This is a genomic window from Sphingomonas sp. SP3 (assembly GCF_058514305.1).
In genome coordinates, this window is record NZ_JBZSOE010000001.1 from 1,616,257 (window position 1) to 1,642,022 (window position 25,766).

The window sequence follows — 25,766 nt, forward strand, 5'->3', positions numbered from 1 at the left end:
CTTAATGGAAATCGCGGCTTTTGGGGATGATTTCGACGTCGCGTGGGTGGCGGCCGGGTGGCGGGCGCCCAAGGGATCCTTGCGCCCCTGCACCGTCGCCCTGGTTTAGGGTGGAGGGCATCATCTCTTCGCTGAGGTGGCGCAGCATGTGCGTGTGATCCTCCAGCCGCCGAGCGACAACGTGGATCACATTGCTGTCCGGGTCGCGCTGGATGAGGCCGTGGACCGCAATCAGCCGCGCGCCCATCACGATCTTTCGCTGCTTCTTGAACACGTCGGGCCAGACGACGAGGTTGGCGACGCCGGTTTCATCTTCCAGCGTGATGAACACCACGCCCTTAGCGCTTCCCGGCCGCTGGCGGATCAGGACCAGCCCGGCAATCGACAGCCGTCGACCTTCCTTGACCTGATTCAACCGTTCGGCAGTGACAAACTTTTGCGCAGCGTAACGATCGCGCAGGAAGCCCATCGGGTGCGCTTTCAGGCTGAGGCGGATGGTCTGGTAGTCGTTCACGACATGCTCGGCGAGCGGCATCGCCGGCAGCCTGGCGGGTTCGGCGTCGCTACCTTCGTCTTGAGCTTCCGCATGAAGGAACAGGGGCAGGTCGGGAGCCTGCTTGAGCGCGCGCGAATCCCATAAGGCGGCCCGCCGGTCGAGACCGATCGACCGGAATGCATCGGCCGCGGCGAGCCGCTGGATGGCGTGGACCGGCACCCGCCCCCTGCTGCGCAATTCCTCGACCGATCCATAGGGTCGTCGCGCTACCAATTGATCCGCCGCCTCGCGGTGCAATCCGTCGACCTGGCGCAGGCCGAGGCGCATCGCGCCATCCTCCAGGGTGCAATTCCAGTCGCTGTGGTTCACGTCGACCTCGCGCACCGCGACGCCATGCTCGCGCGCATCGCGGACGATCTGCGCCGGCGCGTAAAAACCCATCGGCTGCGAGTTCAAAAGCGCGGCCGCGAACGCCGCCGGATATTTCCATTTGAGCCAGCTCGACACGTAAACGAGGTGCGCGAAGCTCGCCGCGTGGCTCTCAGGGAAGCCATATTCGCCGAAGCCCTTGATCTGGTCGAAGCAGCGCTGCGCGAATTCGGGGTCGTAGCCGCGTTCCACCATCCGCCCGACCATTTTCTCCTGCAAAAGCTCGATGTTCCCGCGGCTGCGGAAGGTCGCCATTGCCTTCCGCAGCTGGTTCGCTTCGGCCGCGGTGAAGCGTGCCGCCTCGATCGCGATCTTCATCGCCTGTTCCTGGAAGATCGGCACGCCGAGGGTGCGGCCGAGAATTTTTTCGAGCTCGTCGGGCGGTCCGTGCACCGGGTCGGGGCAGGGGAAGAGGACGCTTTCCTTGCCGCCCCGACGCTTCAAATAGGGGTGAACCATGTCGCCCTGGATCGGGCCAGGGCGAACGATCGCGACTTCGATGACGAGGTCGTAGAAGCAGCGCGGCCTCAGGCGCGGCAGCATGTTCATCTGCGCCCGGCTTTCGACCTGAAACACGCCGAGCGAATCCCCTTCGCACAGCATGTCGTAGACTTCCGGTACCTCCTGCGGGACGGTCGCCAGCTGCCACCGCTCGCCATGGTGCCGCGCGATCAAGTCGAAGCATTTGCGGATGCAGGTCAGCATGCCGAGCGCGAGCACGTCGATCTTCAAAATGCCAAGCTCGTCGATGTCGTCCTTGTCCCATTCGATGAAGGTGCGGTCTTCCATCGCGCCATTGCCGATCGGCACCGTCTCGGTCAGCGGACGCTCGGTCAGGATGAAGCCGCCGACATGCTGGCTGAGGTGGCGCGGCATGCCGATCAACTGCTCGGCGAGTTTCATCGTGCGCCTGAGATGCGGGTCGCTAAGGTCGAGCCCGGCGTCGTTGGCGCGATCTTCTTCGAGTTCGGGGTCCATACTGCCCCACACGGTCGAGGCGAGCGCGGCAGTGACGTCTTCGGATAGCCCCATCACCTTGCCAACCTCGCGGATCGCCGAGCGCGGCCGGTAATGGATCACGGTCGCGGCGATCCCGGCACGCTCGCGCCCATATTTCTCGTAAATGTGTTGGATCACTTCCTCGCGCCGCTCATGCTCGAAATCGACATCGATGTCGGGTGGCTCGCGCCGCTCTTCGGAAATGAAGCGTTCGAACAGCAGGTCGCTGGTCGACGGGTCGACCGCGGTGATGCCGAGGCAGAAGCAGACCGCACTGTTCGCCGCGCTGCCGCGCCCCTGGCACAGGATCGGGGGCGAGAGGCTTCGAGCAAACGCGACGATGTCGTGGACGGTCAGGAAATAACGGGCGAAGTCGAGCCGTTCGATCAGCGCCAGCTCATGATTGAGCTGCGTCAGCACCTTGTACGGGATCTTCTCGCTCCAGCGCTCGCGCGCACCTTCCCAGGTCAGATGTTCGAGATGCTGCTGCGGCGTCCGTCCCTCGGGCACCGTCTCGCGCGGATATTCATAGCGCAGCTCGTCGAGGCTGAAGTGGAGTGAGTCGGCGAACGCCCGCGTCGCCGAAATCGCGTGCGGCCAGCGCGCGAACAGCTGCACCATCTCGTCCGGTGTCTTCAAATGCCGTTCGGCATTGGGATTGAGCAGATAGCCTGCAGCGGTGATCGTCACTTTTTCGCGGATGCAGGTGACCACGTCCTGTAGCGGGCGGCGCGCGGGCGCGTGATAATGGACGTCGTTGGTCGCGAGGATCGAGCAGTCGTGCGTCCGCGCAATCCGGTCGAGCCGCTCGATCCGCTGGCTGTCGTCGCCGCGATAGAGCCAGCTCGCCGCGACATGGCGAAGTGACGTCAAAGCGTCACGCAACCGCTTGAGCTCGGCCTCAAAGGCGTCGAGATCGTCTTGAGGCCAGGCGATGAAGGCAATGCCGTCACCATGCGCTGCGACGTCGGCCAGGGTCAGCAGGCATTCGCCCTTGTCGGCCCGCATCTTGCCCAGGCTCAACAGCCGCGACAGCCGACCATAGCCGTCGCGGTGGACGGGGTAGGCGAGCAGCGACGGCGCATCGGTCAAGTCGAGGCGGCAACCGATCAGCGGCTTCAGCCCCGCGCCGGTGCAGGCGCTGTGCATCCGGACCACGCCGGCCAGCGTGTTGCGATCGGCGATGCCGATGGCGTCATAGCCTTGGCCGAGCGCGGTCAGCGCCAGCTCGATCGCGTCCGACGCGCCGCGCAGGAAAGAGAAAGGCGAGGCGACGCCAAGCTCGACATAGGGCGACGGCGTCGTCGGCGGTGGCGGCGTATCTTCCGTCCGCACCAGCCGCACCCGCGAAAAGCCTTCCTTTGCCGGCATCAGCCGAAAAGTCCGTGGATGAACCAGCCGGGTGCACCGCCGCGGCCGTCGCCAAACAGGCCTTCACGGAAGATCCAGTAACGGCGGCCGGACACGTCCTCGACCTGGTAATAATCGCGCAGGCGTGCCGATGATGGCTGGCGCCACCACTCGGGCGCGATCCGCTCGGGCCCGGCCACGCGCGCGATGTCATGGACCGCACGCCGCCACACGAACCGGCGCGGCATGCCTTCAGGCGTGGCATAAATGACGTCGATCGCCTCGGGGCGGTCGAGCAGGCGCTGCGGGCGGTTGGCAACGCTTTCGACTGGCTCGGCCTTGGCCAGGGCGCTGACCCAGCCGCTCGCCCGCTCGGGAAGATGACTTTCCCGTGCCTGCGGGCGTCGCACGCGCCTGGGGCCGAGCTTGACGGCCAGCCGGTCGATCAGCCGGGCAACGTCCCGCTTGCCCGACGGCTCTTCGACCAAACTTTCCTGCGCCGCCCCCAGTGACTCGGCCCAATCGGCGGTCAGCGCGAAAGCGTCGAAACCGAACTCCGGGTCGAGCGTCCCCGCCCCAGACTCGATGACTCCCGCAAGCAGCCGCGCGAGATGCTTCGGGTCGCGGCTCGCGATCGATGTCGCGACGCTCGCCTGGCCGACGCTGCCGTCGACGCGATAGCCGATGAGGCTCAACCGTCGCGCGCCAAGGTGACGCTGCTGCAGCCGGCGGACAAGATCGGGGATCAGCCGCTCTAATGCCTGCGCTGCCGCTTCCGGAAGGGTCGCCGGCTCTTCGAGGCGCAGCATCGCGCGTGGCGGTGGATCGGCCGGCGCTGCAGTCAGCGGTTCGGGCCGCCGGCCAAGTGCGCGGTCCAACGCATCGACCGGATTGTCGGTTTCGCGGAAACGCCGCGCCAGCGCACGCCGCTCGATCCCGGCCAGCGCTTCGATCGTCTTCAAGCCAAGCCGCTCCAATGTCCGTACCGCATCCGGCGGAAGGCGAAGCGCCGCGACCGGCAGCGGCGCGAGGCGCGATCCGGTTTCCCCTCCCTTGCAAATGCACGGGTCGTAGCGGGCCAGCGCCCATGCCGCAGCCGCGGTCGGCGCGATCGATACCCGGCTGGTCAGCCCCGCCGCATCGAAGCGCGCGGCGATATCCGCGATCATTCGCCGCTCGCCGCCGAACAGATGCGCGACTCCACTGACGTCGAGCCGCAGGCCATCGCCGCCATCGACTTCGACCAGAGGCGACCAGCGTCCGGCCCAGCGGGAAAGCCGGGTGAGCAGCGCGGCATCGCCGTCGGGATCGGCGGGCAGCGGGACCAGCGCCGGGTCGAGCGCGCGCGCATCGGTCAGCCGCGCGCCGGCCCTTGCGCCACGTTCGGCCGCCGCCGCGGTCACCGCGTGGATGATCGGCCCGTGCGTGCCCTCGACGGTGAGGACGACCGGCGCGTCAGGCGGTAAGTCGCTGCCCTTCGCCCAGCGCTCGATCGGAAGCGCCGGCAACCAGATGGAAAGCACCCGCTTCGGCTGGGTCATGGGCGATGCTCCACCGGCCGGGCGGCATGGCCCGCGCCCGGAACAGCTCGGCATCCCACGCCGCGACGCCAGGCGCCCGCAAGTCGAGCGGGTTGTCGAACGACGGCGCCGACCCGATCCGCCAGCGCATCCGCGCCCCGCTCAGGTTCGCGCTGCCGCCAAGCCGCGCCAGCCAGCAGGGCACCAGGCTCCGTTCCGCCGCAATCGCGAGCCGCCGCGTCGCGGTGAAATCGAGCACCGCCGGATCGCCCCAGATCTCGCCGATCACACAGGACAGGCCGGCGCATCTTAGGCCCTCCTCCATCGCCCACAGCGCGTCACGCGCGTCGCGCGCCTCGACATGGATGAGCTCGGGGATGCGGAGCCCGGGCGGATGGATTCGCCCGCTTTCGAGGATCGCCATCCGCTCCTGGACCCACAGCACCGGCTTTGCCGGATCGAGCTGAGCCAACAGGAACCCCGACCAACCCGCGTCGCGCGGATGGGTCGCGAATAGTTCGCTAAGAGTCGGCGAAGACGGCTTGGGCAGCAGCCATCGCTCGCCCGCTCCGCTCGGGAGCGCAGGCGGTCGGGCCGGGCCGGAGCGCGCAAAGACGGCTCCGCCGGCGACCAGGGACAAGCCTCCTGCCACACGACTCACAACGTTTTTGTTCTAGTTTTGTTCTTATCTCTTGAGTCGGCTCAAGGAGTCAATCGCGCGACTCGCCTTGTTCGATTTCATCAAGGAAAAGAACGATTTGCGCGACCACATCGAGCGCCGCCCGTCTCGAAATACCGAACGCCATGTGCGTGCAGCTAAGCTCCACGGCCTTGTCGCGCTCATCATCGAGGCCGCGCGCCGAGCGGGGCGCGATCAGCCCGTCTTTTCGCGACCACAGGGCAAGGCTCGGCACCGGCGGCTTCGCCGTGATTCGCGGGATCGGCGGGTCGTCCACCTTATGGCGAGCAACCTGCTCATAGATTCGCCAGACATTGTTCTGCTTCGGGTCGCCGGAAAAGGGTGAGCCTAGGGTCACCACCGCCCGGACGCGCTCCGGACAGGCACGGGCAAGTTCTCGAGCGAACAGGCCGCCGAGGCTCCAACCGACGACCAGCACCTTGTCGTCTTTCGAAATCGCCTCGAGCCGCCGCTTGAGCCGTTCGACCGTGTCGGCGCGGGCGCCCCAGTTGATGCCCATTTCCCAGCCGTGGACACGCCATCCCTCGGCGGCCAGCGTCCGGCGGAGCGCCAGGGTTGCGCGGTCGTGGGCAACAAAGCCGGGAATAACCAGCACGGGCGGGCCTTCCATCGGGCCAATCGGCCGGGTCGACCCGAACAGTCGCCACATGCGAGGCAGGATCCAGGCCGCTTCGCCGAGCCGCAGCCGAAGCCGCGGCGGCCGGTCATCGCCTTCCCACCGTGGCTTAGAGATATTCGCTTCCCATCAGTTCCTGAAGCGCCTTGGGCAGCCTCACCCGCCCGTCCGCCGTCTGATGGTTCTCGAGCAGCGGCACGAGGATGCGGGGAGAAGCGAGGGCGGTGTTGTTGAGCGTGTGCGCGAACCGCACCTTCCCGTCGCTGCCGCGGTAACGAATGTTGGCGCGCCGTGCCTGCCAGTCGTGCAGGGTCGAGCAGCTGTGCGTCTCGCGATACTTGTTGAGGCTCGGGACCCAGCTTTCAATGTCGTTCATGCGATATTTGCCGAGGCCCATGTCGCCGGTCGACGTTTCGATCACCTGGTAGGGGATCTCCATCGCCTGGAGCAGCTCTTCGGCCAGGCGTAGCAGGGTCGCGTGCCATTCGGCCGACTGGCCGTCGTCGGCCTCGCACACGACATATTGCTCGACCTTCACGAATTGGTGGACGCGGAGCAGCCCGCGCACGTCCTTGCCCGCGCTCCCGGCCTCGCGGCGGAAGCAGGGCGAGAAGCCGGCATAGAGGATCGGCAGCTTGTCCGCTTCGATGATCTCGCCCGCGTGGAGCGACGTAAGCACGACCTCGGCGGTCCCGGCCAGCCACAAATCGTCGTTGGGCAGCTGGTAGGTCTCTTCCTTGTGACCGGGGAACTGGCCCTGGTTGAGGAAGGCCTGCTCGCGCGCGATCGCGGGCACCGTAATCGGCGTGAAGTTCGCGTTCGCGATCCGCTCCAGCGCCCAGCCCATCAGCTTGGTCTCGAGCAGGGCGAGGCGCCCCTTCAGGCAATAGGTGCGGCTGCCCGAAACCTGCGTGACCCGGCTTAAATCCGCCCAGTCGTTTTTCTCGATGAGCGCCACATGGTCGAGCGGTTCGAAATCGAACTTGGGGGGAGTTCCTTCGGTGCGGATGACTTTGTTGAAGCTTTCGTCGGGACCGACCGGCGCGTCTTCATAGGGGATGCCGGGAAGTTTAAGCAGAAGGTTTTCAATTTGCTCTTCGTAGAACCTTACATCATGTTCTTTCGTAGCAAGATCGTCTTTCAGATCCCTCGCCCACTCGGTTAGGCTGCTAATCTCGCTTGAGAGGTAGTCGTCTTCGCCGGGACCGGCATTCTTTAGCTTATTTCGATACTCGGCTTGTTTGTTCGCGAGCTTTTTCTTTTCCGCTTGGAGCTCCTCTAATTCTATTTTCGCTTTTCGGGACAACCGATCGAGCTTCAGAACCTCGTCGAGGTCTACAGGCACGAATTTTTTTGCGATTGCGTCGCGAACAGTCGCCTCGTTCTCGCGTATAAATTTCATCGTAAACATGGCTGCGCAAGTGCGCGAATTGCGCCGCAAGGGCAAGTTCGCCTAGGTCCGGGGCCATGCCATCCGGCCTGATTGCCCTCCTCGACGACGTCGCCACCATCGCCAAGCTCGCCGCTTCGTCGCTGGACGATGTCGCAGGCGCGGCCGGAAAGGCCAGCACGAAGGCCGCGGGCGTGGTCATCGACGATACGGCGGTCACGCCTCGCTACGTGGTTGGTCTGGCGCCCGAGCGGGAGCTGCCGATCATCGGCAAGATCGCCTGGGGCAGCATCAAGAACAAGGTGCTGTTCCTGCTCCCGGCAGCGCTCCTGCTGACCGCCTTCGCGCCCTTCCTGATCACGCCACTGCTGATGCTCGGCGGCGCCTATCTCGCCTTCGAAGCGACCGAGAAGATCGTCGAGAAAATCCGCCACGATCACCAGCATGAGGACGAGCTGGTCGATGCGATGGACGACCCGAAGGAGCTCGAACGGCTTCAGGTTAAGGGCGCGATTCGGACGGATTTCATCCTCTCGGCCGAAATCATGGCGATCGCGCTCGCCAGCTTAGGGCACCTCGATCTCGCCACCACTGCTGTCGCGCTGCTGGTCGTGGCGTTGGCGATTACCGGGGGTGTCTATGGCGTAGTCGCGCTGATCGTGAAGCTCGACGATATCGGGCTGCACATGGCCGAGCGGCGCAACGCCAGCACTCGTGCGATGGGCAATGCCTTGGTCCATATCGTGCCGAAGCTGCTTACCGCGCTGTCGGGAATTGGCACCGCGGCGATGCTGTGGGTTGGCGGGGGCATCCTGCTGCACGGCATCGAAGAGATGCACCTGATCGATCCGCTAAGCCACGCGATCGAGGCCTTCGCGGAGCACGCTGCGGCTGCATCGGGCAGCCTATCCGGCCTCGTCGATTGGCTGATTCATGCGCTAGCCGGTGCTGTCGCCGGGCTCGTCATCGGCGGCGTCATCGTCATCATCGTCCGCCGCTTCCATAAGCACCCGGAAGAGCTGATCGTCGATTAATCGAAATGCAGCCGTCGGTAGCTGCCGCGAAAATAGAGCAGGGGGTCGAGGCTTGCATCGAAGCTCGCCTTCACGACCTGCCCGACGAGGATGTGGTGGTCACCGCCGTCATAGACCGCGTAATTCTCGCATTCGAACACGCCCATCGAGTCCTTGAGGATCGGCGCGCCATTCTCCCCGCATGACCAGGGCATCTGGCCGAATCGGTCCTCGACGCGGGTCGAAAAGGTGATCGAGGCCGGCTGCTGGCCGGTCTGCAGCACGTTGACCGCGAAATGCGACGCGCTGACGAGTGATGTCGCGCTCGCCGCCTTCTTGTGCAGGCAGACGAGCAGCAATGGCGGATCGAGCGACACCGAGGTGAAGCTGTTGACGGTGACTCCGGCCGGTTCGCCGTCGCACACGCAGGTGACGACCGTGACCCCGGTCGCAAAGCAGCCAAGCGCGTCGCGCAGAGTCCGCGGGTCGTGCCCGCTCCGATATTCGCCTTTCGTCTGCTCGTCGGCCATTGAAGGCCTATAGCGCGAGCAGGCGCTCCGGAGTCAAAGCAAGCACGTCCTTGATCGTTTGCTCGAGCGACGAGGATACGAGATAGCGCGGCTGGAACGCGTCATGCTTGTAGGGGGTGTTGACCGCGCGCTCGACCGAGAAGGTAAGCCGCTCAACCTTGTCGCTCTCCAAGCTGAAGTGCGATTCACCGAAGCTGGAGGCGAGCCCCGCGCCGAGGATCTTCAATTCGCCATGCTCCCGCGCGAGGCCGAACTCGACGCTGTGCCAGTATAGCCGCGCCGCCTTGTGCCCATCGCCGCCAGCAATCGCCGCGAGGCCAAGCTCACCGACGTGGCGAGTCATCTCGGCATAATCGTGATGCGCGAGCATCGGGATATGGCCGAACATGTCGTGGAAACAGTCAGGGGCTTCGAGATAATCGAGCTGCTCGCGCTTGCGGATGAAGTTCCCGACCGGGAACACGCGTTCACTCAGCATCGCGAAGAAGACGGCATCGGGAACCAGCCCGGGAACAGCGACGGTCTTCCATCCTGTGCGCGGCTCCAGGATCGCGTTCAGGCCCTCGACGTCGGGGACGCCCGGGTGCGACAGGCGCAGAAGGTCGATCCCGTCGAGGAACGGCGAGATGACCCGGCTGCCGAGCAGTTCTACCTGGCGTGCGAACAGCAGGTCCCACACCGCATGGTCGTCGGCCGTGAACGCTTCCCAGCATTGCGGGACGACATAATCTTCCCAACGCTCGCTGGGGCCGTCCTTGGCAATCGTCTCCTGCAACATCGTCTTCCTTTCTCGGCGCAACAAAAAACCCGCCGCGGAGGCCGGGCGGGTGGAGGTTGGTTCTTCTGACTTAGGCGCGCGTCAGCCGGTCCCAACCTCGTCGGGATAATAATAAGTGGCGCTGATCGTGCGGCGGTTCATTTCCAGGTCCTTATGACGCTTCAACGCTGAACGATCAATGTCGCTCCCGATTTCACAATTTGTTCGAGACGTTGCCGTACATGGTGTCGATCGAGGTGCCGAGCGCCTGGAAGGCAGTGATGGCGGCGATGGAGATCAGCGAAGCGACTAGCGCATATTCGATGGCGTTGGCGCCTTTCTCGCAGCGGAAAATTCGCATTAACCGGATCATGGCCAACTCCGTGGTTAACAACTGCGCGGCTGGAGTCGCCGAGCGCAGCCATTCTCCACTCTGTGAAGCTGCCGAAACCTTGCGGATCATGGTTAACCGGCGATGCGGTTGATAACCTCCGCGAGGGCGATATCGCGGTCGGTGACGCCGCCCGTATCATGACTGGTCAGGCGGAAGTCGACCCGGTTCCACACGCTGGTGAATTCGGGGTGATGATCGACCTTCTCGGCGTGGAGCGCGACGCGGGTGAGGAAGCCAAAAGCCTCGCTGAAATCCTCGAACTTGAAGGTGCGGGTCAGCGCCTTGCCGCCGTCTTCGAGCGTCCATCCGTCTGGCGTGTTCACCGCTCGCTCCTTGAAATGGCTGCGCTGCAGGAGCAGTTGGGCCGCAAAGGAGTCAAGCATGGCCACGCAAGTTCTCGACGAGACCACGGCAACCGGGTTCGCCAACCCGATGGGGACCGACGGGTTCGAGTTCGTCGAATACACCGCCCCGGACATCGAGCTGTTGCGCTCGTTGTTCACGAAAATGGGTTTCCCCGAGGTCGCCCGGCACAAGTCGAAGAACGTCACGCTGCACAAGCAGGGCGACTGCAACTTCATCATCAACGCCGAACCGGGCTCTTACGCTGAGCAATATGCCAAGGACCATGGTCCGAGCGCCTGCGCCATGGCGTTCCGGGTGAAGGATGCCAAAGCCGCGCATGAGCGCGCGCTCGGCCTCGGCGCGACCAACGTCCAGGTGAGCAAAGGCGATGGCGAGCTCGACATCCCGGCCATCGAAGGAATCGGGGGCTCGCGCCTGTTCTTCGTCGACCGCTATGGCCCCGGCGCTGACGTCGCCGGCTCGATTTACGAGGTCGATTTCGACTTCCATCCCGACTGGCAGCAGCGGATGGCGGATGCCGATTCCAAGCTTACCTACATCGACCATTTGACCCACAATGTGAATCGCGGCCGGATGTCGGTCTGGGCCGATTTTTACGAGCGGCTCTTCAACTTCCGCGAGATTCGCTACTTCGACATTGAGGGCAAGCAGACCGGCCTCTTCTCCAAGGCGATGACGTCGCCTTGCGGCAAAATCCGCATCCCCTTGAATGAGAGCCAGGACGACAAGAGCCAGATCGAGGAGTTCCTCCGCGAATATAAGGGCGAGGGCATCCAGCACATCGCGCTCGGCACCTCGGACATTTACAAGGCGGTCGATGTGATCGCCGCCCGGGGCATCCCCTTCCAGGATACGCCCGACACTTATTACGAGCTGCTTCCCGAGCGCATCAAAGGCCATGAGGAAAACATCCCCGAACTGGAGAAGCGCCGCATCCTGATGGACGGTGCGCCGACCGAAGGGCAGGGCCTCCTTCTCCAGATCTTTACCCAGAATGTGATCGGCCCGATCTTCTTCGAGATCATCCAGCGCAAGGGCAACGAAGGCTTCGGCGAGGGCAATTTCAAGGCGCTGTTCGAGAGCATCGAGCTCGACCAGATGCGCCGCGGGGTTCTGTAACTCCGCATGCCCGATGCTTTCATTTGCGATTACGTCCGAACGCCAATCGGACGCTATGCCGGCGCACTGAGCTCAGTCCGGGCGGACGATCTCGCCGCGATCCCGATCAAGGCGCTGATCGATCGCAACCCCAATGTCGACTGGTCGGACCTCGACGACGTGATCCTCGGCTGCGCCAACCAGGCGGGCGAGGACAACCGCAACCTTGCGCGCATGGCCGGCCTGCTCGCCGGGCTCCCCGATAGCTCGGGCGGCGTGACACTGAACCGGCTCTGCGGCTCGGGCCTCGACGCTGTCGCCATGGCGGCGCGGGCGATCCGCGGCGGCGAGGATGAGCTGATCATCGCCGGCGGTTCGGAGAGCATGAGTCGCGCGCCTTTTGTCATGGCCAAGGCCACCTCCGCGTTCGACCGCAATGCTGAGATGTACGACACGACCATCGGCTGGCGCTTCGTCAACCCGAAGATGAAGGCGGCCTATGGCGACGACACGATGCCCAGCACCGGCGAGAATGTCGCGCAGGAGTTCCAGGTCTCACGAGAGGATCAGGACGCCTTCGCCCTGCGCAGCCAGGAAAAGGCGGCGGCTGCGCAGGCCAATGGCCGCCTCGCCGCCGAGATCGTCGCGGTGGAGATACCGCAGCGCAAAGGCGAGGCCCTCATCGTCGACAAGGACGAGCATCCGCGTGCGACCACCCCGGAGGCCTTGGGCAAGCTGAAGCCAATCGTTCGCGCCGATGGCACGGTAACCGCGGGTAATGCGTCGGGGGTCAATGACGGCGCCGCGGCGATCGTCATCACTTCGGAAGAGGCGGCGAAGCGCAACGGCCTCACCCCGAAGGCGCGCGTCCTCGGCGCGGCGGTCGCGGGCGTCCCGCCCCGCATCATGGGCATCGGGCCTGCGCCCGCGAGCGAAAAGTTGATGAAGCGCCTCGGGCTGAAGCTCGCCGATTTCGACGTGATCGAACTGAACGAAGCGTTCGCGGCGCAGGGCCTCGCCGTCCTGCGGCAGCTGGGAATTGCCGACGACGATCCGCGCGTGAACCCTAATGGCGGCGCAATCGCGCTCGGCCATCCGCTCGGCATGTCCGGCGCGCGGCTCGCGCTCACCGCTACCGAGGAGCTTCAGCGGACCGGCGGCAAGCTAGCGCTGGCGACCATGTGCATCGGCGTCGGCCAGGGAATCGCGCTGGCGCTCGAACGGGTGTAATCTCTCCCGATGGCCGGGGTGACGAGCAAGATCGACGAGGCGGCAGTAATGGCCGCCATTGCCGACGTTCCCGACCCGGAAATCCCCGTCCTGACGATCACCGACCTCGGCATCGTGCGCGGGTTTGTGCCCGACCCGCCACGGGTTCGGGTGAGTCCGACCTACACCGGCTGTCCGGCAACCGTGGCGATCGAAATGGCGATCCGCGAAGCGCTCGACCGCGCAGGTCTAGAGGAAGTGCATATCGAGCGTGTCCTGTTTCCGCCCTGGACGACCGATTGGATCACCGAGCGCGGGCATGAGCGACTCAAAGCCTATGGAATCGCCCCGCCGACCCCGTCAACGACCGCCGAATGCCCGCAATGCGGCTCGGCGGACACGGTCGAGGTTAGCCGCTTCGGCGCGACGCCCTGCAAGGCCCAGTGGCGGTGCAATGCGTGCCTGGAGCCGTTTGAACGCTTCAAGTGCCACTGATAACGAAGGCCCATGGCACTCTCGCTCCGACCCAATTGCGAATATTGCGACAAGGATCTCCCGCCCGACAGCAAGGAAGCGATGATCTGCACTTATGAGTGCACGTTCTGCGCGGGCTGCGTTGAAAATCACTTGAGCAACGTCTGCCCCAATTGTGGCGGCGGCTTTGCGCCGCGGCCGATCCGGCCGGCAGAGGATCGCCGTGCCGGACTGGGCCTCGCGTCGCGGCCGGCCTCAACCGAGCGCGTGCACCTCAGTTACTCGAAAGAAGAAGTCGCGGCGTTCGCGGCGCAGCTCCGCGAAATCCCGCCGGAGCAGCGCTAGCTCACCACTCGGCAAAACTGCCGTCTTTTGTCCTGAAAATCGGGTTGCGCCAGCGGTGGCGATCCTTGTCCGCCTCGCGCACCGCGGCCTCGTCGATATCGATGCCCAGCCCCGGCCCTTCCGGCACCGGCAGATAGCCATCGATAGGCGTCAACGCCTCCTTGTTGGTACAGAAGTTCAGGAGGTCGTGGCCGCCGGTATTGTAGTGAATGCCGAGGCTGATCTCCTGGATCGCGTGGTTGGGCGTGCAAGCCGCGATCTGAAGGCACGCGCCGAGCGCCAGCGGTCCCAGCGGGCAGTGCGGCGCGACGGCGACATCATAGGCCTCGGCCATGGCCGCGATTTTCCTGACTTCCAGAATGCCGCCCGCGTGGCTGAGGTCGGGCTGAATGATGTCGACGGCGCCCGCTTCGAACACCGGCTTGAAATCCCACCGGCTGAACAGCCGCTCGCCGAGCGCGATAGGGGTCGAGACCAGGGTGGCGAGGTCCTGCAACCCCTCGAGGTTCTCGGACAGCAGAGGCTCCTCGATGAACAGGAGGCCGAGCGGCTCCAGCGCCTTCGCAAGTTGCTTCGCCATGGGCCGATGGACCCGGCCGTGGAAGTCGAGGCCGACATCCATGCCCAGCGCCTGCGCTGCCTCGACGCGCTTCACCACTTCGTCGAAGATCTTGGGGGTACCGATCCAGTCGAGCTCCGCAGTCGCGTTCATCTTGACCGCGGTGAAGCCTTGTTTCTTGCGGACCTCGGCGGCTTCGGCGATCTCGTGCGGCCGGTCGCCGCCGATCCAGGCGTAGGAGCGGACCTTGTCCCGCACCTTCCCGCCAAGCATCTGCCAGGCCGGAAGGCCGAGGGCGCGGCCCTTGAGGTCCCATAAGGCCTGCTCGAGGCCCGCGAGCGCCGACATCAGCACCGGCCCGCCGCGGTAGAAACCGCCGCGGTAGCCGACCTGCCAGATGTCCTCGATGTTGAAGGGGTCCGCGCCGATAAAACGATCGCGGAACGCCTCGAAAACACCGTCTATCGCTTCCGCCCAGCCTTCGAGGCTGGCTTCGCCCCAGCCGACGGCGCCATCCTCGCTCTCGACCCGCACGAACAGCCAGCGCGGCGGCGCGAAGAACGTCTCGATCCGACCGATCTTGCGGTTGGTCACCGTTGCGCCTCATTGCCCACCCCGGCGTCACTGCCGTCGTCAGCTTCGTTGGCGTTGTTGGCGTCCTTGGCCTGGGTGCCGCTTCCGTCCATGTGGCGGCCCGCCGCATCATCGTTGTCCCGGTAATCGCCGATCTTCTTGATCGGCACGATCAGGCACACGCTTTGCGCCGGGAGCACGTTGCGCCAGTCGGCGATCAGCTGCTTGTACGCCCTGCCGACGTTGCGGATCTTGCGGTCGAGGTCGAATAGGCCAAGCGGATTGACGTTGCCGTTCTGCTCGCGAAGCGCCGTGTCCCAGTCGACCTGGTCGGTCAGGCTGTACCAGGTGAAACCGACGGTCGGGATGCCGACGTTGCGCAGGCGAAGGACGTTGGCCCATTCTTTCCACAGCCATTTGACTGCTTCGTCGCCGTGCGCGCCCTCCCACAAATTGGTTTCGGTGTGCATCACCGGAAGGCGGTAGCGGTTATAATACTGGCGGGTGATCTCGGCGTAGCCGAAGGTCTCCCCCGCCGCGACAGTGTGGCCGTCAGCGAACACGCGGTGCTCGTTCAACTGGTAATAATCGTTGCCGAAGATGCAGTGTTGCTTGAGCCGATGCTCGAGGAACCACTCATACTCCTCGCGGCTCATGCCGTGGTCCATCAGGAACTGATACATTCCGCTGTCGACCCGGCGGCCGTAATTGAGGTCCAGGCTGAGGAAGCGCATTTGGTTGAGCACTTCGGCGCGGCCGATCGCACCGGGGGAGTCAGCGTGATAATATTCCGATGATTCCGACTGGATGAAGATCGCGTCGTGTCGACGCTTGAGGATCTCGATCATCCCCATGACGTTGGCTTTGACGATATGCTTGAGCGCCGTGATGAACGAGCGATCGTCCTTCTTCTGCTCGTTCCACCAGCCATATTTTGCGGAGAAGACCGCGCAGATGAACATCTCGTTGATCGGCGTGTAGAGCTGCACCCAGGGGAAGCGCTCGGCGAAGGCGCCGGCATAATCGGCGAACAGGCGCGGGAAGTCCGGGTTCTGGAAATTGCCGATCCAGTCCGGCACGCCGAAATGGCACAGGTCGACGATCGGCGTGATGTCGCGCCGCTTCAGCTCCGCAAAGGTCTGGTCAGCAAACTCCCAGTCGAACCGGTTGGGCGCGAGATAGGTCTTGTGGATCGGAGGCCCGTAGCGAAGGAAATTGATCCCGATTTCCTGGACGCAGTCGAAATCCTCGCGCCAGCGATCATAGTGGCCGCAGACCTCCATCTCGTCGATGCGGGTCTTGCCATGGTCGATGGTCGGGATGCTGTTTTCGATCCCGGTCGCGAACATGAAGTTGGCGATGACTCAGCCTCCGTAGTCGTTCGTCACTTGTCAGCCCGCAAAGGGGACATCGGCTACCCCACGCACCCCCGGTGTGACCATAAACAACCCCCCGGCATTTGGTTGCATTCTTACCGCAGTTTCATCGAGGCCGATGCTTGCTGATGTCACGTAGAGCCGGTCGAGCTCGGGCCCCCCGAAGGCGCAGCTGGTCGGCCGCGAAACCGGCATGTCGAGCTTCTGGAGCATGTCGCCCGCCGGGGAGAAGCGCCGGAGACACCATCCATCCCAAAAGGCGATCCATAGGCAAGCTTCTGCGTCGACGGTCATTCCGTCCGGGTAGCCCTCGCCCTCGCCGAATTCGCGGAAGACGCGGCGGTTGGTGGCGTTACCCTGCTCATCGAGGTCGAACACGTAGGTCAGCTGCCGCGCGCTGTCGTTGTGATACATCCGGCGGCCGTCGGGGCTGAATGCGGGCCCGTTGGTGACCTTGTAGCCCGAATCGACCGTATCGACGCTGAGGCCGGCGCCAAAACGGTACAGGCTTCCCGTCGCCTCGCGTTCGCTATCGTCCATCGTTCCCGCCCAGAAGCGGGAGGCCCGATCGACCTTGCCGTCGTTGAACCGGTTGCCAGGAAGCGCCTTCTCGGGATTGAAGAGCAGCTTCAGTTGTCCGCTGGAAAGGTCGACCTCCGCGATGCCCTGCTCGGTCCCGGCGATGAACCCGCCGCCGGCGCGCGGCGCGATCGATCCCACGCGGAAGGGCGTCGGCCACTGGCTGAGCTCGCCGTCTTCGCCGAGCCGGAAGATCTTCCGCCCCTTGATGTCGACCCAGTAAAGCGCTGCCTCTTGAGGCACCCACACCGGCCCTTCTCCAAGGACCGCGTGCACATCGGCAATACAATGGACGAAGGAGTCGGTCATATCAGCGCGGATAGAAAACACAGGTCGCGGAGCGAAGTTGCGCCGGCGCGGTTTTAGAGGCCATGCAGGAACGGATGCGCTGGGCGGACGGCTATATCGCGGTTGATTGGGGAACGACCAACCGCCGCGCCTATCGGATCGACTCTTCCGGCGCCTGTGCCGACGAGTTCGAGGACGGTATGGGCGCGCTGTCCGTGCCGAAGGGCGAATTCCCTGCGGCAGCGGCGGAGATCCGGGATCGTCTTGGCGATCTGCCTTTGCTCATGGCCGGCATGGCGGGCTCCAACCGGGGCTGGATGGACGCTCCGTACGTGCCCTGCCCGAGCGGCATCGACGACCTTGCCTGCAACGTGGTGTGGGCGGGTGATCGCGAGGCGATTATTCCCGGTCTCTCCTTTCGCGAGGCAGAGCGGGCCGACGTCATGCGGGGCGAGGAGGTCCAGCTGTTGGGCGCGATCGCTGACGGGACGGTGCCGCCAGACGCCCTCGTCTGCCACCCGGGCACGCACAACAAATGGGTTGTCGTAGAAGGCGGGCGGGTCGCCCGCTTCCGCACCGTCATGACCGGCGAGCTGTTCAACCTCATGAAGAAGCACAGCATCATCGGGGACCTGCTGCAGGGCGAGGTCGCGCCGGACGACGCGTTTCGGCGCGGCGTTGAGCATGGGTTTCAGCAATGCGACTTGCCGTCCGAACTGTTCGCGATCCGCGCGCGCTGGCTGCTCGATAAGGCCGACCCGGACGCCTGCGCATCCTACGCGAGCGGCTTGCTGATCGGCTCAGACGTGAAGATCGGGCTCGGCGACCATCAGGGAGAGGTCATCGTCATGGGTCGACCGGAGCTCACCGCGCTCTATGCAGCCGCAATCGCGCAGGCGGGCGGATCGGCGCGCGAGCTGGACGGCGAGCACTGTTTTCTCGCCGGCATCAAACAAATCGCCGAAAGGATAGGCAATTGAACGCGCTCGACCAGCTTCGCCGGTACCTCGACGAATGCCCGTTGGTGGCGATCATTCGCGGCGTAACGCCCGGCGACGCCGAAGCAATCGGCCACGCCGTGTTCGACGCCGGCATTCGGATCATCGAGGTGCCCCTGAATTCGCCCGACCCGCTGAAGAGCATCGAAGTCCTTGCGGCGAAATTCGGGAACCGCGCGCTCGTCGGCGGCGGCACGGTACTGAAGGTGGGCGATGTCGCGAACGTCCGAGCGGCGGGTGGACGGCTGATAGTGTCGCCCAACACCAATACCGACGTGATCGCCGCAACGGCGTCCGAAGGTCTCGTTTCGATGCCCGGCTTCTTCACGCCATCAGAGGCATTCGCTGCGATTCACGCCGGCGCCACCGCGCTAAAGTTGTTCCCCGCGGAGGGTGCCAGCCCCGCGATGCTCAAAGCCCAGCTCGCCGTGATCCCGCGCGAAGTGCCGATTTTCGTCGTCGGAGGTGTCAGCCCTGACAACATGCGACCGTGGAAGGATGCCGGCGTGTCAGGCTTCGGCCTCGGCTCCGGGCTCTACAAACCGGGTCAATCCGCCGAAGAGACCGCCAAGAAGGCGCGCGCCTATGTGGCCGGGCTCAAGCAATGAAGCCGATCAGGATCGCCATCATCGGGTACGGCAAAATCGCAGAGGATCAGCACGTGCCGTCGATTGCAGGCAATCCGCGGTTCGAGCTCATCGCGACGTCAAGCCGCTCCGGACAGGGGGTCGCGCAGCCCTTCACCGACTGGCGCGAGCTGATCCGCTCGGTTGAGGGCCTCGAAGCCGTCGCGATCACCACGCCCCCGGGGCCCCGCTACGAAATCGCCCGCGAATGCGTCGAGCGGGGGCTCCACTGCCTGCTTGAAAAGCCCCCGACGGCCGGGCTGGCCGAGATCGCCGACCTCGCGTGCCTGGCCGACGCGCGGCAAGTCAGCCTCTTCACCACGTGGCACGCCCAGCACCATTCGACCGTCGACGCAGCGGCGCAGGCGCTCGCGGGCAAGCGCATAACTTCGCTCGCGATCCACTGGCACGAGGACGTCCACAAATGGCACCCAGGCCAACAGTGGATCTGGGATGCGGGCGGCTATGGCGTGTTCGACCCAGGCATCAACGCCTTCTCGATCGCGACCAGGATTTTCCCCGGCTCCTTGTTCGTGAAGTCTGCCTGCCTTGCCTTTCCCGCCAATGCGCAGACCCCGATCGCCGCCGATGTGACCTTCTCGAGTCCCGAGGCCGACGGGCCGCTGAGCGCCAGCCTCGACTGGCGCCGGACCGAGGGAGAAGAATGGACCATTACGGTCGCGACCGCGGATGGCGTGAGCCTGCGGCTTGAAGAGGGGGGCGCGAAGCTCCTGCTTGGCGACCAACTGACGGCTGACGACGGGCCCGGCGAATATCCCGACATTTACCGAACCTTCGTCGACCTGATCGACCAGCGCGCGAGCTTGGTCGACGTCGCGCCCTTGCGCCTGGTCGCCGATTGCCTGCTCAACGGAACCCGGACCACGGTCGATCCCGTCGCCATGTGATGGAGCAAGTTGGACCGTCGCGCATTGTCTCGCAGGCGGCCGAGGCGTGTGCGTAACGAACAACGGCTACTTTGGGACAATCAACGTGGCAGAGACCATCATCGACGAACTGAATCGCGCCGACGAGGCATTTGCCGGCAATCGGCTTCTATCCACCTTTGACGCCGAAGCGCGGGGCCTGATCGAACCCTTCGGCGAGATCGTCGAGCTCACCGCTGGCGACACCGTCCTGAACCGCGGTGACCAGGTTGCGGCCAGCCTGTTCCCGGTTGGCGAAACCATGATCTCGATGGGCGTTGAGCTCATGGGCGGCCGCTCGGTCGAAGTCGCGTCGGTCGGCCGCGAGGGCGCGGTCGGCGGGATTGTCAGCTGCGGACACGCGCCAGCCTTCGCGAGCGCCCACGTGCTAATCGGCGGCCCCGCGTTCAAAGTGCCAATGCGCGCGCTGGAAGCGGCAAAGCAGCAGTCGTCGTTCGTATCGAACCTGTTCTGCCGCTTCTCGGATTATTTGCTGAGCCAGGTCATGCAATCGGCAGCGTGCAACACCTTCCACTCGATCCCAGAGCGCGCCGCGCGCTGGCTGCTTCACGCCCAGGACCGGGCGGGCGACCGCATCGAACTGACCCAGGAAGCATTTGCTGGCTTGCTCGGCGTTCAGCGGACCACCGTGAACGCCGTGATCCAGTCATTGCAGCAGGAAGGACTGATCGCGACCGGGCGCGGCGTGGTTCGAGTGACCGACCGCGCAGGCCTCAAGCGCCGCTCGTGCGAATGCTACCAGCGGCTTGAAGAGCATTTCGGCGCGGTGATCGGTACCGGCGGACGCGGTAACGCCTAGCCGGCGAACTTCCAGCGCAAGGTCTCGCCTGCATGGAACGGCACGAGGCCGTGAATCTCATCGGGCACCTTGGCCTCTTGCCGCTGAAGAGTGATCGTGCCCTCGTTCAGCGGTAGCCCGTAGAAGCGGGGGCCATGTTCGCTGGCAAACGCCTCGAAATTGTCGAGGGCTCCCTCCTCATCGAATACCGCGGCGTAGCTTTCGAGCGCGGCTGGCGCGTTGAAGATGCCCGCACAGCCGCAGCCTGATTCCTTCGCTTCTCGGCCGTGGGGCGCGCTGTCGGTGCCCAGGAAGAATTTGGGTGAGCCCGAAGTCGCAGCTTTACGCACGGCAAGCCTGTGCCGCTCACGCTTAGCGACGGGCAGGCAGTAAGCATGGGGCCTCAGCCCGCCAGCGAAGATCGCGTTACGATTGATGATCAAATGCTGCGGGGTCACGGTCGCGGCGATTGTCGCGCCGGCATCCCCTACGAAATCCACCGCGTCCGCGGTGGTCACATGCTCGAGCACGATCTTGAGCTCTGGGAAGTCGGTGACGATCCGCCACAACACGCGTTCGATGAACACCGCCTCCCGGTCGAACACGTCGACCGCCGGGTCGGTCACCTCGCCATGAAGGCAGAGGACCATGCCAATCTTCTCCATCCGCTCGAGCACGGGGTAGATCCGGCCGATGTCGGTGACGCCAGACGCGCTGTTGGTGGTCGCGCCCGCCGGATAGAGCTTGGCTGCGATCCAGACGTCCTCCTCAAACCCGCGCGCAATTTCATCCGGGCTGATGTCGTCGGTCAGGTAAGCCGTCATCAGCGGCGTGAAGCCCGCGCCTGCTGCGGCAATGATGCGATCGCGATAGGCCACGGCCGCGTCCACGGTCGTGATCGGCGGGACCAGGTTGGGCATGATAATCGCACGCGCGAACTGCCGCGCGGTATAAGGCGCGACGGTCTTGAGCATGTCGCCGTCGCGCAAATGCACGTGCCAATCGTCGGGCCGGCGGATGGTCAGCGTTTGATTTGCCACGCAGGCTCCTTAGCTAAGGGGCATGTCCGCGACCACCCTGGCTGACCGTTCCGTCCTCCGTTTGTCGGGCGAGGACGTGCGCGGGTTCGTCCAAGGACTGGTGACGAGCGATGTTACTGGTGCGTTGCCGGTATGGGCTGGACTGCTGACGCCGCAGGGCAAATGCCTGTTCGATTTCATCGTTTGGCCGGATGGCGACGACCTCCTGCTCGACTGTGAGGCTGACGCGGCGGATGACCTTATCAAACGCCTGTCGATCTATCGTCTCCGCCGCCCGATCACGATTGCGCGCGATCCGGCGCTAGCCGTTCACTGGTCGAAGGATGGCGGCGATGATCCGCGCCTGCCGGAGTTGGGAAAGCGATGGCTTGGGCCGCCAGGTGATCCGGCAAGCGGCTGGCTCGAACACCGGCTCAATCTCGGTGTGACCGAGGGGCGGGCGGAGCTTGGTGATCTGCTCTGGCTCGAATGCAATGCGGTCGAGCTCAACGGCGTCAGCTTTTCCAAGGGCTGCTTTGTCGGGCAGGAGAATACCGCGCGGATGAACTGGCGGCAGAAGGTCAACCGGCGCTTGTTCGTAACCGTGGGTGGCGGAGGAGAGCGGTCACGTATCGAATATCAGGAGGTCGATCGGTCGGTCGTTCAAGCCCGCATCGACGCGATCCCCGACAATGCAATCATGCCCGATTGGCTCAAAAGCGCGCTCCATCAGCCCAGCACGGCGTAGGCGCGGACCGGGAAGGTCCCCATGCCGCGCACTTTGGGCGGGGCCGCAGAGAAGTGGAAGCCGTCGTCGGGCAGCGCGCCAAGCCCAGTCATATGTTCGCAGATCGGAATTCCGGCGCCAAGCAACGCGGTGTGGACCGGGCGTGTTCGCACCCGCGTATCGTCGATGTTGTGGCTGTCGATGCCGACTAGCGCGGCACCCTGGCCAACCAGCCATTCAGCCGCCTCGACGGTGACGAAGCTATGGTCGTGATAGTAAGCTTCGCTCCCCCAATGCCGGTCCCAGCCGGTGGCGACGAGCACCGCCTTGCCTCGAACGTCGAGCCCCTCGAAAGCGGCCAAGTCGACGCCGAGACCATTCTCGAACGCCTGGCGCACGACAAGCGCCGGCAAGTGGGCAAACGCTTCTACCTCGACCTCGCTCAAATCCTTGCCGTCGGCGAAGCGGTGGGAGGGCACGTCGACATAGGTGCCGGTGTTGGCGACCATGTCGATCTTGCCGATATGGAAGGTCTCGCCGCCATCGTAGTTGGCCGCGGACTGCTCGCGGGAAATGAAATCGCAAATGTGTGGGCCGGGCAGTCCCTTATAGGTCACCATGCCCTCGGTAATCACATGGCTCAGGTCGACGATTTTCGCTTTGTCCAGATCCGCCATAAGGCTACCAATCCGATCCCCATCCAAATCACGTTTAGCGCCGCAGACGGCAGCGCGCGATGCCACCAGCCGTTTATAGTGAAACCGGCGGCCCCCACCACGTTCATCCACTGGAACAGCCTCGACTGCCCCGTGACCTTGCCGGCTGTAACCAGCACATAAGCACCGAGGATCAGGACTGCGCCGGTCCAGCCCGCCGCTTCGACCGCGATCTCGACCGGTGTCACGCGACCGCGAGCCTCCGCAGCACGTACTGCAGGATGCCGCCCGAACGGAAATATTCGAGCTCGTTGTAGGTATCGATGCGGCAGCGGGCGGTAATCGTCATGCTGCTGCCGTCGGCGCGCTTGACCTGCACTTCGACATCCTGCCGCGGCTCGATGCCCGCGACATTGTGGATGCTGAAGGTCTCGTTACCGGTGAGGCCCAGGCTCTCCGCATTCTCGCCGTCGCGGAACTGAAGGGGGAGCACGCCCATGCCGACCAGGTTGGAGCGGTGGATGCGCTCGAAGCTTTCGGCGATGACTGCGCGAACGCCAAGCAGGATCGTGCCCTTGGCTGCCCAGTCGCGCGAGCTTCCGGTGCCATATTCCTTGCCCGCGAGGATGATCAGCGGCGTGCCGTCACGCTCATAGGCCATGGCCGCGTCATAAATCGGCAGGGTCTCTTGCGTCGGCGCGTAGCGGGTGAAGCCGCCTTCGACATTGTCGAGCATGCGATTGCGGATGCGGATGTTGGCGAAGGTGCCGCGCATCATCACTTCATGGTTGCCGCGCCGAGCGCCGTAGCTGTTGAATTCGGCGCGTGTCACCTGATGCTCGAGCAGGTAGCGGCCGGCCGGGCTGTCGGGCTTGATCGCGCCGGCGGGCGAAATGTGGTCGGTGGTGATCGAATCGCCGAACACCGCCAGCGCCCGCGCTCCCTCGATATCTGCGAGTGGAGTCGGGGTCATGGTCATGCCGGTGAAGTAAGGCGGGTTCTGGATATAGGTTGAACCCGCGGGCCAGGCGTAAGTGTCGCTGCCCGTGACCTGGATCGAACGCCAGCGATCATCGCCGCGATAGACGTCGGCATAGCGCTTGGTGAACATCGCCGAATGGACGTGGGCGTCGACAAGAGCGCGAACTTCGTCGTTGGTCGGCCAAATGTCCTTCAGGAACACCGGCTGGCCGCTGCTGCCCGTACCGATCGGCTCATTGATCATGTCCGACCGGACCGTACCCTTCAGTGCATAGGCCACAACGAGCGGCGGCGACGCGAGGTAATTGGCACGGCAGTCGGGCGAAACGCGCCCTTCGAAATTGCGGTTGCCCGAAAGCACGCTGACCGCGACCAGGTCTTTATCGTTGATCGCTTTACTGATCGGCTCGGCGAGCGGGCCGGAATTGCCGATGCAGGTCGTGCATCCGTAGCCGACGAGGTCGAACCCGAGCGCGTTTAGGTCTTCGCTGAGCCCGCTTTCATTGAGGTAGTCGGTTACGACCTGGCTTCCGGGCGCAAGGCTGGTCTTGACCCATGGCTTGCTTTCCAGGCCAAGCGCGCGCGCCTTTCGCGCGACCAGCCCGGCGGCGACAAGGACCGACGGGTTCGACGTGTTGGTGCAGCTCGTGATCGCGGCAATTGCAACGTCGCCATTACCGAAGTCGAAGCTTTCACCCTCAACCGGCACGCGTGGATCATTGTGCTTGGCATAGGTGTGCTCAAGCTCGTGATTGAACTGGTCGTCCACCTCGCTGACCAGCACCCGATCCTGCGGGCGCTTGGGCCCGGCGAGCGAAGGCTCGACGCTGCTCATGTCGAGCTCCAGCGTGTCGGTATAGACCGGTTCGGGGCTTGAAGCGTCGCGCCACAGACCCTGCGCCTGGGCGTAAGCCTTGACCAGCGCGATCCGGTCAGCGTCGCGCCCGGTGAGCTCGAGGTAATCGAGCGTCCGCTGGTCAATCGGGAAGAACCCGCAGGTCGCGCCATACTCGGGCGCCATGTTGGCGATCGTCGCGCGGTCGGCGACGGTCATATTGTCGAGGCCAGGTCCGTAGAATTCGACGAAGCGACCAACGACGCCCTTCTGCCGAAGCATCTGGGTGACCGTAAGCACCAGGTCGGTGGCGGTGATCCCCTCCTTCATCTCGCCGTCGAGGCGGAAGCCGACGACCTCGGGGATCAGCATGCTGACCGGCTGGCCAAGCATCGCCGCCTCGGCCTCGATACCGCCGACGCCCCAGCCGAGCACGCCCAGGCCATTGACCATCGTCGTGTGGCTGTCGGTGCCGACCAGTGTGTCGGGATAGGCCAGGGTGTCGCCATTGGTGTCCTGGTCGGTCCACACGCACTGCGCGATATGCTCGAGATTCACCTGGTGACAGATTCCGGTGCCGGGCGGCACGACCTGGAAATTGTCGAACGCCTGGGTTGCCCACTTGAGGAACTGGTAGCGCTCGCCGTTGCGTGCATATTCGAGCTCAACGTTGCGGCCGAACGCCTGCGGGTTGCCGAACTCGTCCACCATGACGCTGTGGTCGATGACCAGGTGCACGGGCACCAGCGGATTGATCTTCTGGGCATCGCCGCCGAGCGACTTCATCGCATCGCGCATAGCGGCGAGATCGACGACCGCGGGGACGCCGGTGAAGTCCTGCATCAGCACGCGCGCCGGGCGATACTGGATCTCGCGCGAGATTTTGCGCTCCTTCTGCCAGTCGACCATGGCCTGGAGGTCGTCGCGCGTGACGGTCTTGCCGTCCTCGAATCGGAGCAGGTTCTCGAGCAGCACCTTCATTGAGAAAGGCAGCCGCGAAACGTCCCCCAGCGTCTCGGCCGCTTTGCTTAGCGAGTAATAAGCATAGCTCTTGCCTCCGGCTTCGAGGGTCGAGCGGGTATTGAGGCTATCCTGGCCGGTGGGGATCATTGCTGTCCTTCGTGGGCGTTCGCGGGCT

Annotated in this window: 26 protein-coding genes; 10 read left to right on the top strand and 16 right to left on the bottom strand. The window is 64.5% G+C overall.

The window, feature by feature from the left end:
* Nucleotide 1: 1 nt before the first annotated feature.
* The 5 genes from AC4K8G_RS08435 to serS form a co-directional block, all read right to left on the bottom strand.
* Nucleotides 2-3,295, bottom strand: a complete 3,294-nt coding sequence (locus AC4K8G_RS08435; RefSeq protein ID WP_491733706.1) for an error-prone DNA polymerase — start codon at nucleotides 3,293-3,295, stop codon at nucleotides 2-4.
* The gene (locus AC4K8G_RS08440) at nucleotides 3,295-4,815 is read right to left on the bottom strand and encodes a Y-family DNA polymerase (protein ID WP_491733707.1); all 1,521 of its coding nucleotides are present in this window, start codon (nucleotides 4,813-4,815) and stop codon (nucleotides 3,295-3,297) included. Before AC4K8G_RS08440 ends, AC4K8G_RS08435 begins: the two co-directional genes overlap by 1 nt.
* Nucleotides 4,730-5,434, bottom strand: a complete 705-nt coding sequence (locus AC4K8G_RS08445) for an ImuA family protein (RefSeq protein ID WP_491733708.1) — start codon at nucleotides 5,432-5,434, stop codon at nucleotides 4,730-4,732. The genes AC4K8G_RS08440 and AC4K8G_RS08445 overlap by 86 nt, the downstream gene beginning before the upstream one ends.
* A 70-nt stretch (nucleotides 5,435-5,504) precedes the next feature.
* Complete coding sequence (locus AC4K8G_RS08450; RefSeq protein WP_491733709.1) at nucleotides 5,505-6,143, bottom strand: alpha/beta fold hydrolase; 639 nt, start codon at nucleotides 6,141-6,143, stop codon at nucleotides 5,505-5,507.
* 76 nt (nucleotides 6,144-6,219) lie between these two features.
* Complete coding sequence (gene serS, locus AC4K8G_RS08455) at nucleotides 6,220-7,512, bottom strand: serine--tRNA ligase (protein ID WP_491733710.1); 1,293 nt, start codon at nucleotides 7,510-7,512, stop codon at nucleotides 6,220-6,222.
* Between the two features lie 65 nt (nucleotides 7,513-7,577).
* Between serS and AC4K8G_RS08460 the strand changes: the two genes are divergently transcribed.
* On the top strand, nucleotides 7,578-8,534 hold the full coding sequence (locus tag AC4K8G_RS08460) for a DUF808 domain-containing protein (protein WP_491733711.1): 957 nt from the start codon (nucleotides 7,578-7,580) through the stop codon (nucleotides 8,532-8,534).
* Here AC4K8G_RS08460 and AC4K8G_RS08465 read toward each other — a convergent pair.
* The 4 genes from AC4K8G_RS08465 to AC4K8G_RS08480 all read right to left on the bottom strand — a co-directional run bounded on the left by AC4K8G_RS08465 (nucleotide 8,531) and on the right by AC4K8G_RS08480 (nucleotide 10,517).
* Nucleotides 8,531-9,043: a flavin reductase family protein gene (locus AC4K8G_RS08465; protein ID WP_491733712.1), complete on the bottom strand. Its 513-nt coding sequence runs from the start codon at nucleotides 9,041-9,043 to the stop codon at nucleotides 8,531-8,533. The two genes, AC4K8G_RS08460 and AC4K8G_RS08465, sit on opposite strands and share 4 nt — an antisense overlap.
* Nucleotides 9,044-9,050: 7 nt before the next feature.
* Nucleotides 9,051-9,821, bottom strand: a complete 771-nt coding sequence (locus tag AC4K8G_RS08470) for a phenylalanine 4-monooxygenase (RefSeq protein ID WP_491733713.1) — start codon at nucleotides 9,819-9,821, stop codon at nucleotides 9,051-9,053.
* Nucleotides 9,822-10,014: 193 nt separating this feature from the next.
* Entirely contained in the window at nucleotides 10,015-10,173 is a 159-nt protein-coding gene (locus tag AC4K8G_RS08475; protein WP_491733714.1) for a Flp family type IVb pilin, read from the bottom strand.
* Between the two features lie 92 nt (nucleotides 10,174-10,265).
* Entirely contained in the window at nucleotides 10,266-10,517 is a 252-nt protein-coding gene (locus AC4K8G_RS08480; RefSeq protein ID WP_491733715.1) for a 4a-hydroxytetrahydrobiopterin dehydratase, read from the bottom strand.
* A gap of 58 nt (nucleotides 10,518-10,575) precedes the next feature.
* On the opposite strand from AC4K8G_RS08480, the gene hppD reads away from it, so the two are divergent.
* From hppD to AC4K8G_RS08500, 4 genes are read left to right on the top strand one after another with little or no spacing between them, the layout of a single operon-like run.
* Nucleotides 10,576-11,679 carry a 4-hydroxyphenylpyruvate dioxygenase gene (gene hppD, locus AC4K8G_RS08485; protein WP_491733716.1) on the top strand — a complete coding sequence of 368 codons (1,104 nt, stop codon included), beginning with the start codon at nucleotides 10,576-10,578 and terminating at the stop codon, nucleotides 11,677-11,679.
* 6 nt (nucleotides 11,680-11,685) lie between these two features.
* Nucleotides 11,686-12,888, top strand: coding sequence for a 3-oxoadipyl-CoA thiolase (gene pcaF, locus AC4K8G_RS08490; RefSeq protein ID WP_491733717.1), 1,203 nt, complete (start codon nucleotides 11,686-11,688; stop codon nucleotides 12,886-12,888).
* A 9-nt stretch (nucleotides 12,889-12,897) separates the two neighbouring features.
* Nucleotides 12,898-13,362 (top strand): 1,2-phenylacetyl-CoA epoxidase subunit PaaD, encoded by a 465-nt coding sequence (paaD, locus tag AC4K8G_RS08495; protein WP_491733718.1) that lies wholly within the window; start codon nucleotides 12,898-12,900, stop codon nucleotides 13,360-13,362.
* A gap of 12 nt (nucleotides 13,363-13,374) precedes the next feature.
* On the top strand, nucleotides 13,375-13,686 hold the full coding sequence (locus tag AC4K8G_RS08500) for a DUF1272 domain-containing protein (RefSeq protein ID WP_491733719.1): 312 nt from the start codon (nucleotides 13,375-13,377) through the stop codon (nucleotides 13,684-13,686).
* A gap of 1 nt (nucleotide 13,687) precedes the next feature.
* On the opposite strand, the gene dgoD is transcribed toward AC4K8G_RS08500, so the two are convergent.
* Genes dgoD through AC4K8G_RS08515 form a run of 3 tightly spaced genes read right to left on the bottom strand, consistent with a single transcriptional unit; the run spans nucleotide 13,688 to nucleotide 17,082 of the window.
* Nucleotides 13,688-14,839: a galactonate dehydratase gene (gene dgoD / locus AC4K8G_RS08505; RefSeq protein WP_491733720.1), complete on the bottom strand. Its 1,152-nt coding sequence runs from the start codon at nucleotides 14,837-14,839 to the stop codon at nucleotides 13,688-13,690.
* Nucleotides 14,836-16,167, bottom strand: a complete 1,332-nt coding sequence (locus AC4K8G_RS08510) for a family 1 glycosylhydrolase (protein ID WP_491733721.1) — start codon at nucleotides 16,165-16,167, stop codon at nucleotides 14,836-14,838. The genes dgoD and AC4K8G_RS08510 overlap by 4 nt, the downstream gene beginning before the upstream one ends.
* A 42-nt stretch (nucleotides 16,168-16,209) precedes the next feature.
* Complete coding sequence (locus AC4K8G_RS08515; RefSeq protein ID WP_491733722.1) at nucleotides 16,210-17,082, bottom strand: SMP-30/gluconolactonase/LRE family protein; 873 nt, start codon at nucleotides 17,080-17,082, stop codon at nucleotides 16,210-16,212.
* Nucleotides 17,083-17,144: 62 nt separating this feature from the next.
* Here AC4K8G_RS08515 and AC4K8G_RS08520 point away from each other — a divergent pair, with 62 nt between their 5' ends.
* The 4 genes from AC4K8G_RS08520 to AC4K8G_RS08535 all read left to right on the top strand — a co-directional run bounded on the left by AC4K8G_RS08520 (nucleotide 17,145) and on the right by AC4K8G_RS08535 (nucleotide 20,431).
* Entirely contained in the window at nucleotides 17,145-18,041 is an 897-nt protein-coding gene (locus AC4K8G_RS08520; RefSeq protein WP_491733723.1) for a 2-dehydro-3-deoxygalactonokinase, read from the top strand.
* A complete protein-coding gene (locus tag AC4K8G_RS08525; RefSeq protein ID WP_491733724.1) occupies nucleotides 18,038-18,667 on the top strand; it encodes a 2-dehydro-3-deoxy-6-phosphogalactonate aldolase in 630 nt (209 codons plus the stop codon). The genes AC4K8G_RS08520 and AC4K8G_RS08525 overlap by 4 nt, the downstream gene beginning before the upstream one ends.
* Nucleotides 18,664-19,593 carry a Gfo/Idh/MocA family protein gene (locus AC4K8G_RS08530; RefSeq protein ID WP_491733725.1) on the top strand — a complete coding sequence of 310 codons (930 nt, stop codon included), beginning with the start codon at nucleotides 18,664-18,666 and terminating at the stop codon, nucleotides 19,591-19,593. Before AC4K8G_RS08525 ends, AC4K8G_RS08530 begins: the two co-directional genes overlap by 4 nt.
* 85 nt (nucleotides 19,594-19,678) lie before the next feature.
* Nucleotides 19,679-20,431 (top strand): Crp/Fnr family transcriptional regulator, encoded by a 753-nt coding sequence (locus AC4K8G_RS08535; RefSeq protein ID WP_491733726.1) that lies wholly within the window; start codon nucleotides 19,679-19,681, stop codon nucleotides 20,429-20,431.
* Here the strand turns inward: AC4K8G_RS08535 and pyrC are convergent.
* Nucleotides 20,428-21,450 (bottom strand): dihydroorotase, encoded by a 1,023-nt coding sequence (gene pyrC, locus AC4K8G_RS08540; protein ID WP_491733727.1) that lies wholly within the window; start codon nucleotides 21,448-21,450, stop codon nucleotides 20,428-20,430. The genes AC4K8G_RS08535 and pyrC overlap by 4 nt on opposite strands.
* Before the next feature lie 22 nt (nucleotides 21,451-21,472).
* On the opposite strand from pyrC, the gene ygfZ reads away from it, so the two are divergent.
* On the top strand, nucleotides 21,473-22,177 hold the full coding sequence (gene ygfZ, locus AC4K8G_RS08545) for a CAF17-like 4Fe-4S cluster assembly/insertion protein YgfZ (RefSeq protein WP_491733728.1): 705 nt from the start codon (nucleotides 21,473-21,475) through the stop codon (nucleotides 22,175-22,177).
* Here ygfZ and AC4K8G_RS08550 read toward each other — a convergent pair.
* The 3 genes from AC4K8G_RS08550 to acnA are packed head-to-tail and all read right to left on the bottom strand — an operon-like array spanning nucleotide 22,159 to nucleotide 25,738.
* Nucleotides 22,159-22,833, bottom strand: coding sequence for a cyclase family protein (locus AC4K8G_RS08550; protein WP_491733729.1), 675 nt, complete (start codon nucleotides 22,831-22,833; stop codon nucleotides 22,159-22,161). The genes ygfZ and AC4K8G_RS08550 overlap by 19 nt on opposite strands.
* Nucleotides 22,797-23,060 carry a CBU_0592 family membrane protein gene (locus AC4K8G_RS08555; protein WP_491733730.1) on the bottom strand — a complete coding sequence of 88 codons (264 nt, stop codon included), beginning with the start codon at nucleotides 23,058-23,060 and terminating at the stop codon, nucleotides 22,797-22,799. The genes AC4K8G_RS08550 and AC4K8G_RS08555 overlap by 37 nt, the downstream gene beginning before the upstream one ends.
* Nucleotides 23,057-25,738: an aconitate hydratase AcnA gene (gene acnA, locus AC4K8G_RS08560; RefSeq protein WP_491733731.1), complete on the bottom strand. Its 2,682-nt coding sequence runs from the start codon at nucleotides 25,736-25,738 to the stop codon at nucleotides 23,057-23,059. Before acnA ends, AC4K8G_RS08555 begins: the two co-directional genes overlap by 4 nt.
* Nucleotides 25,739-25,766 lie beyond the last annotated feature (28 nt).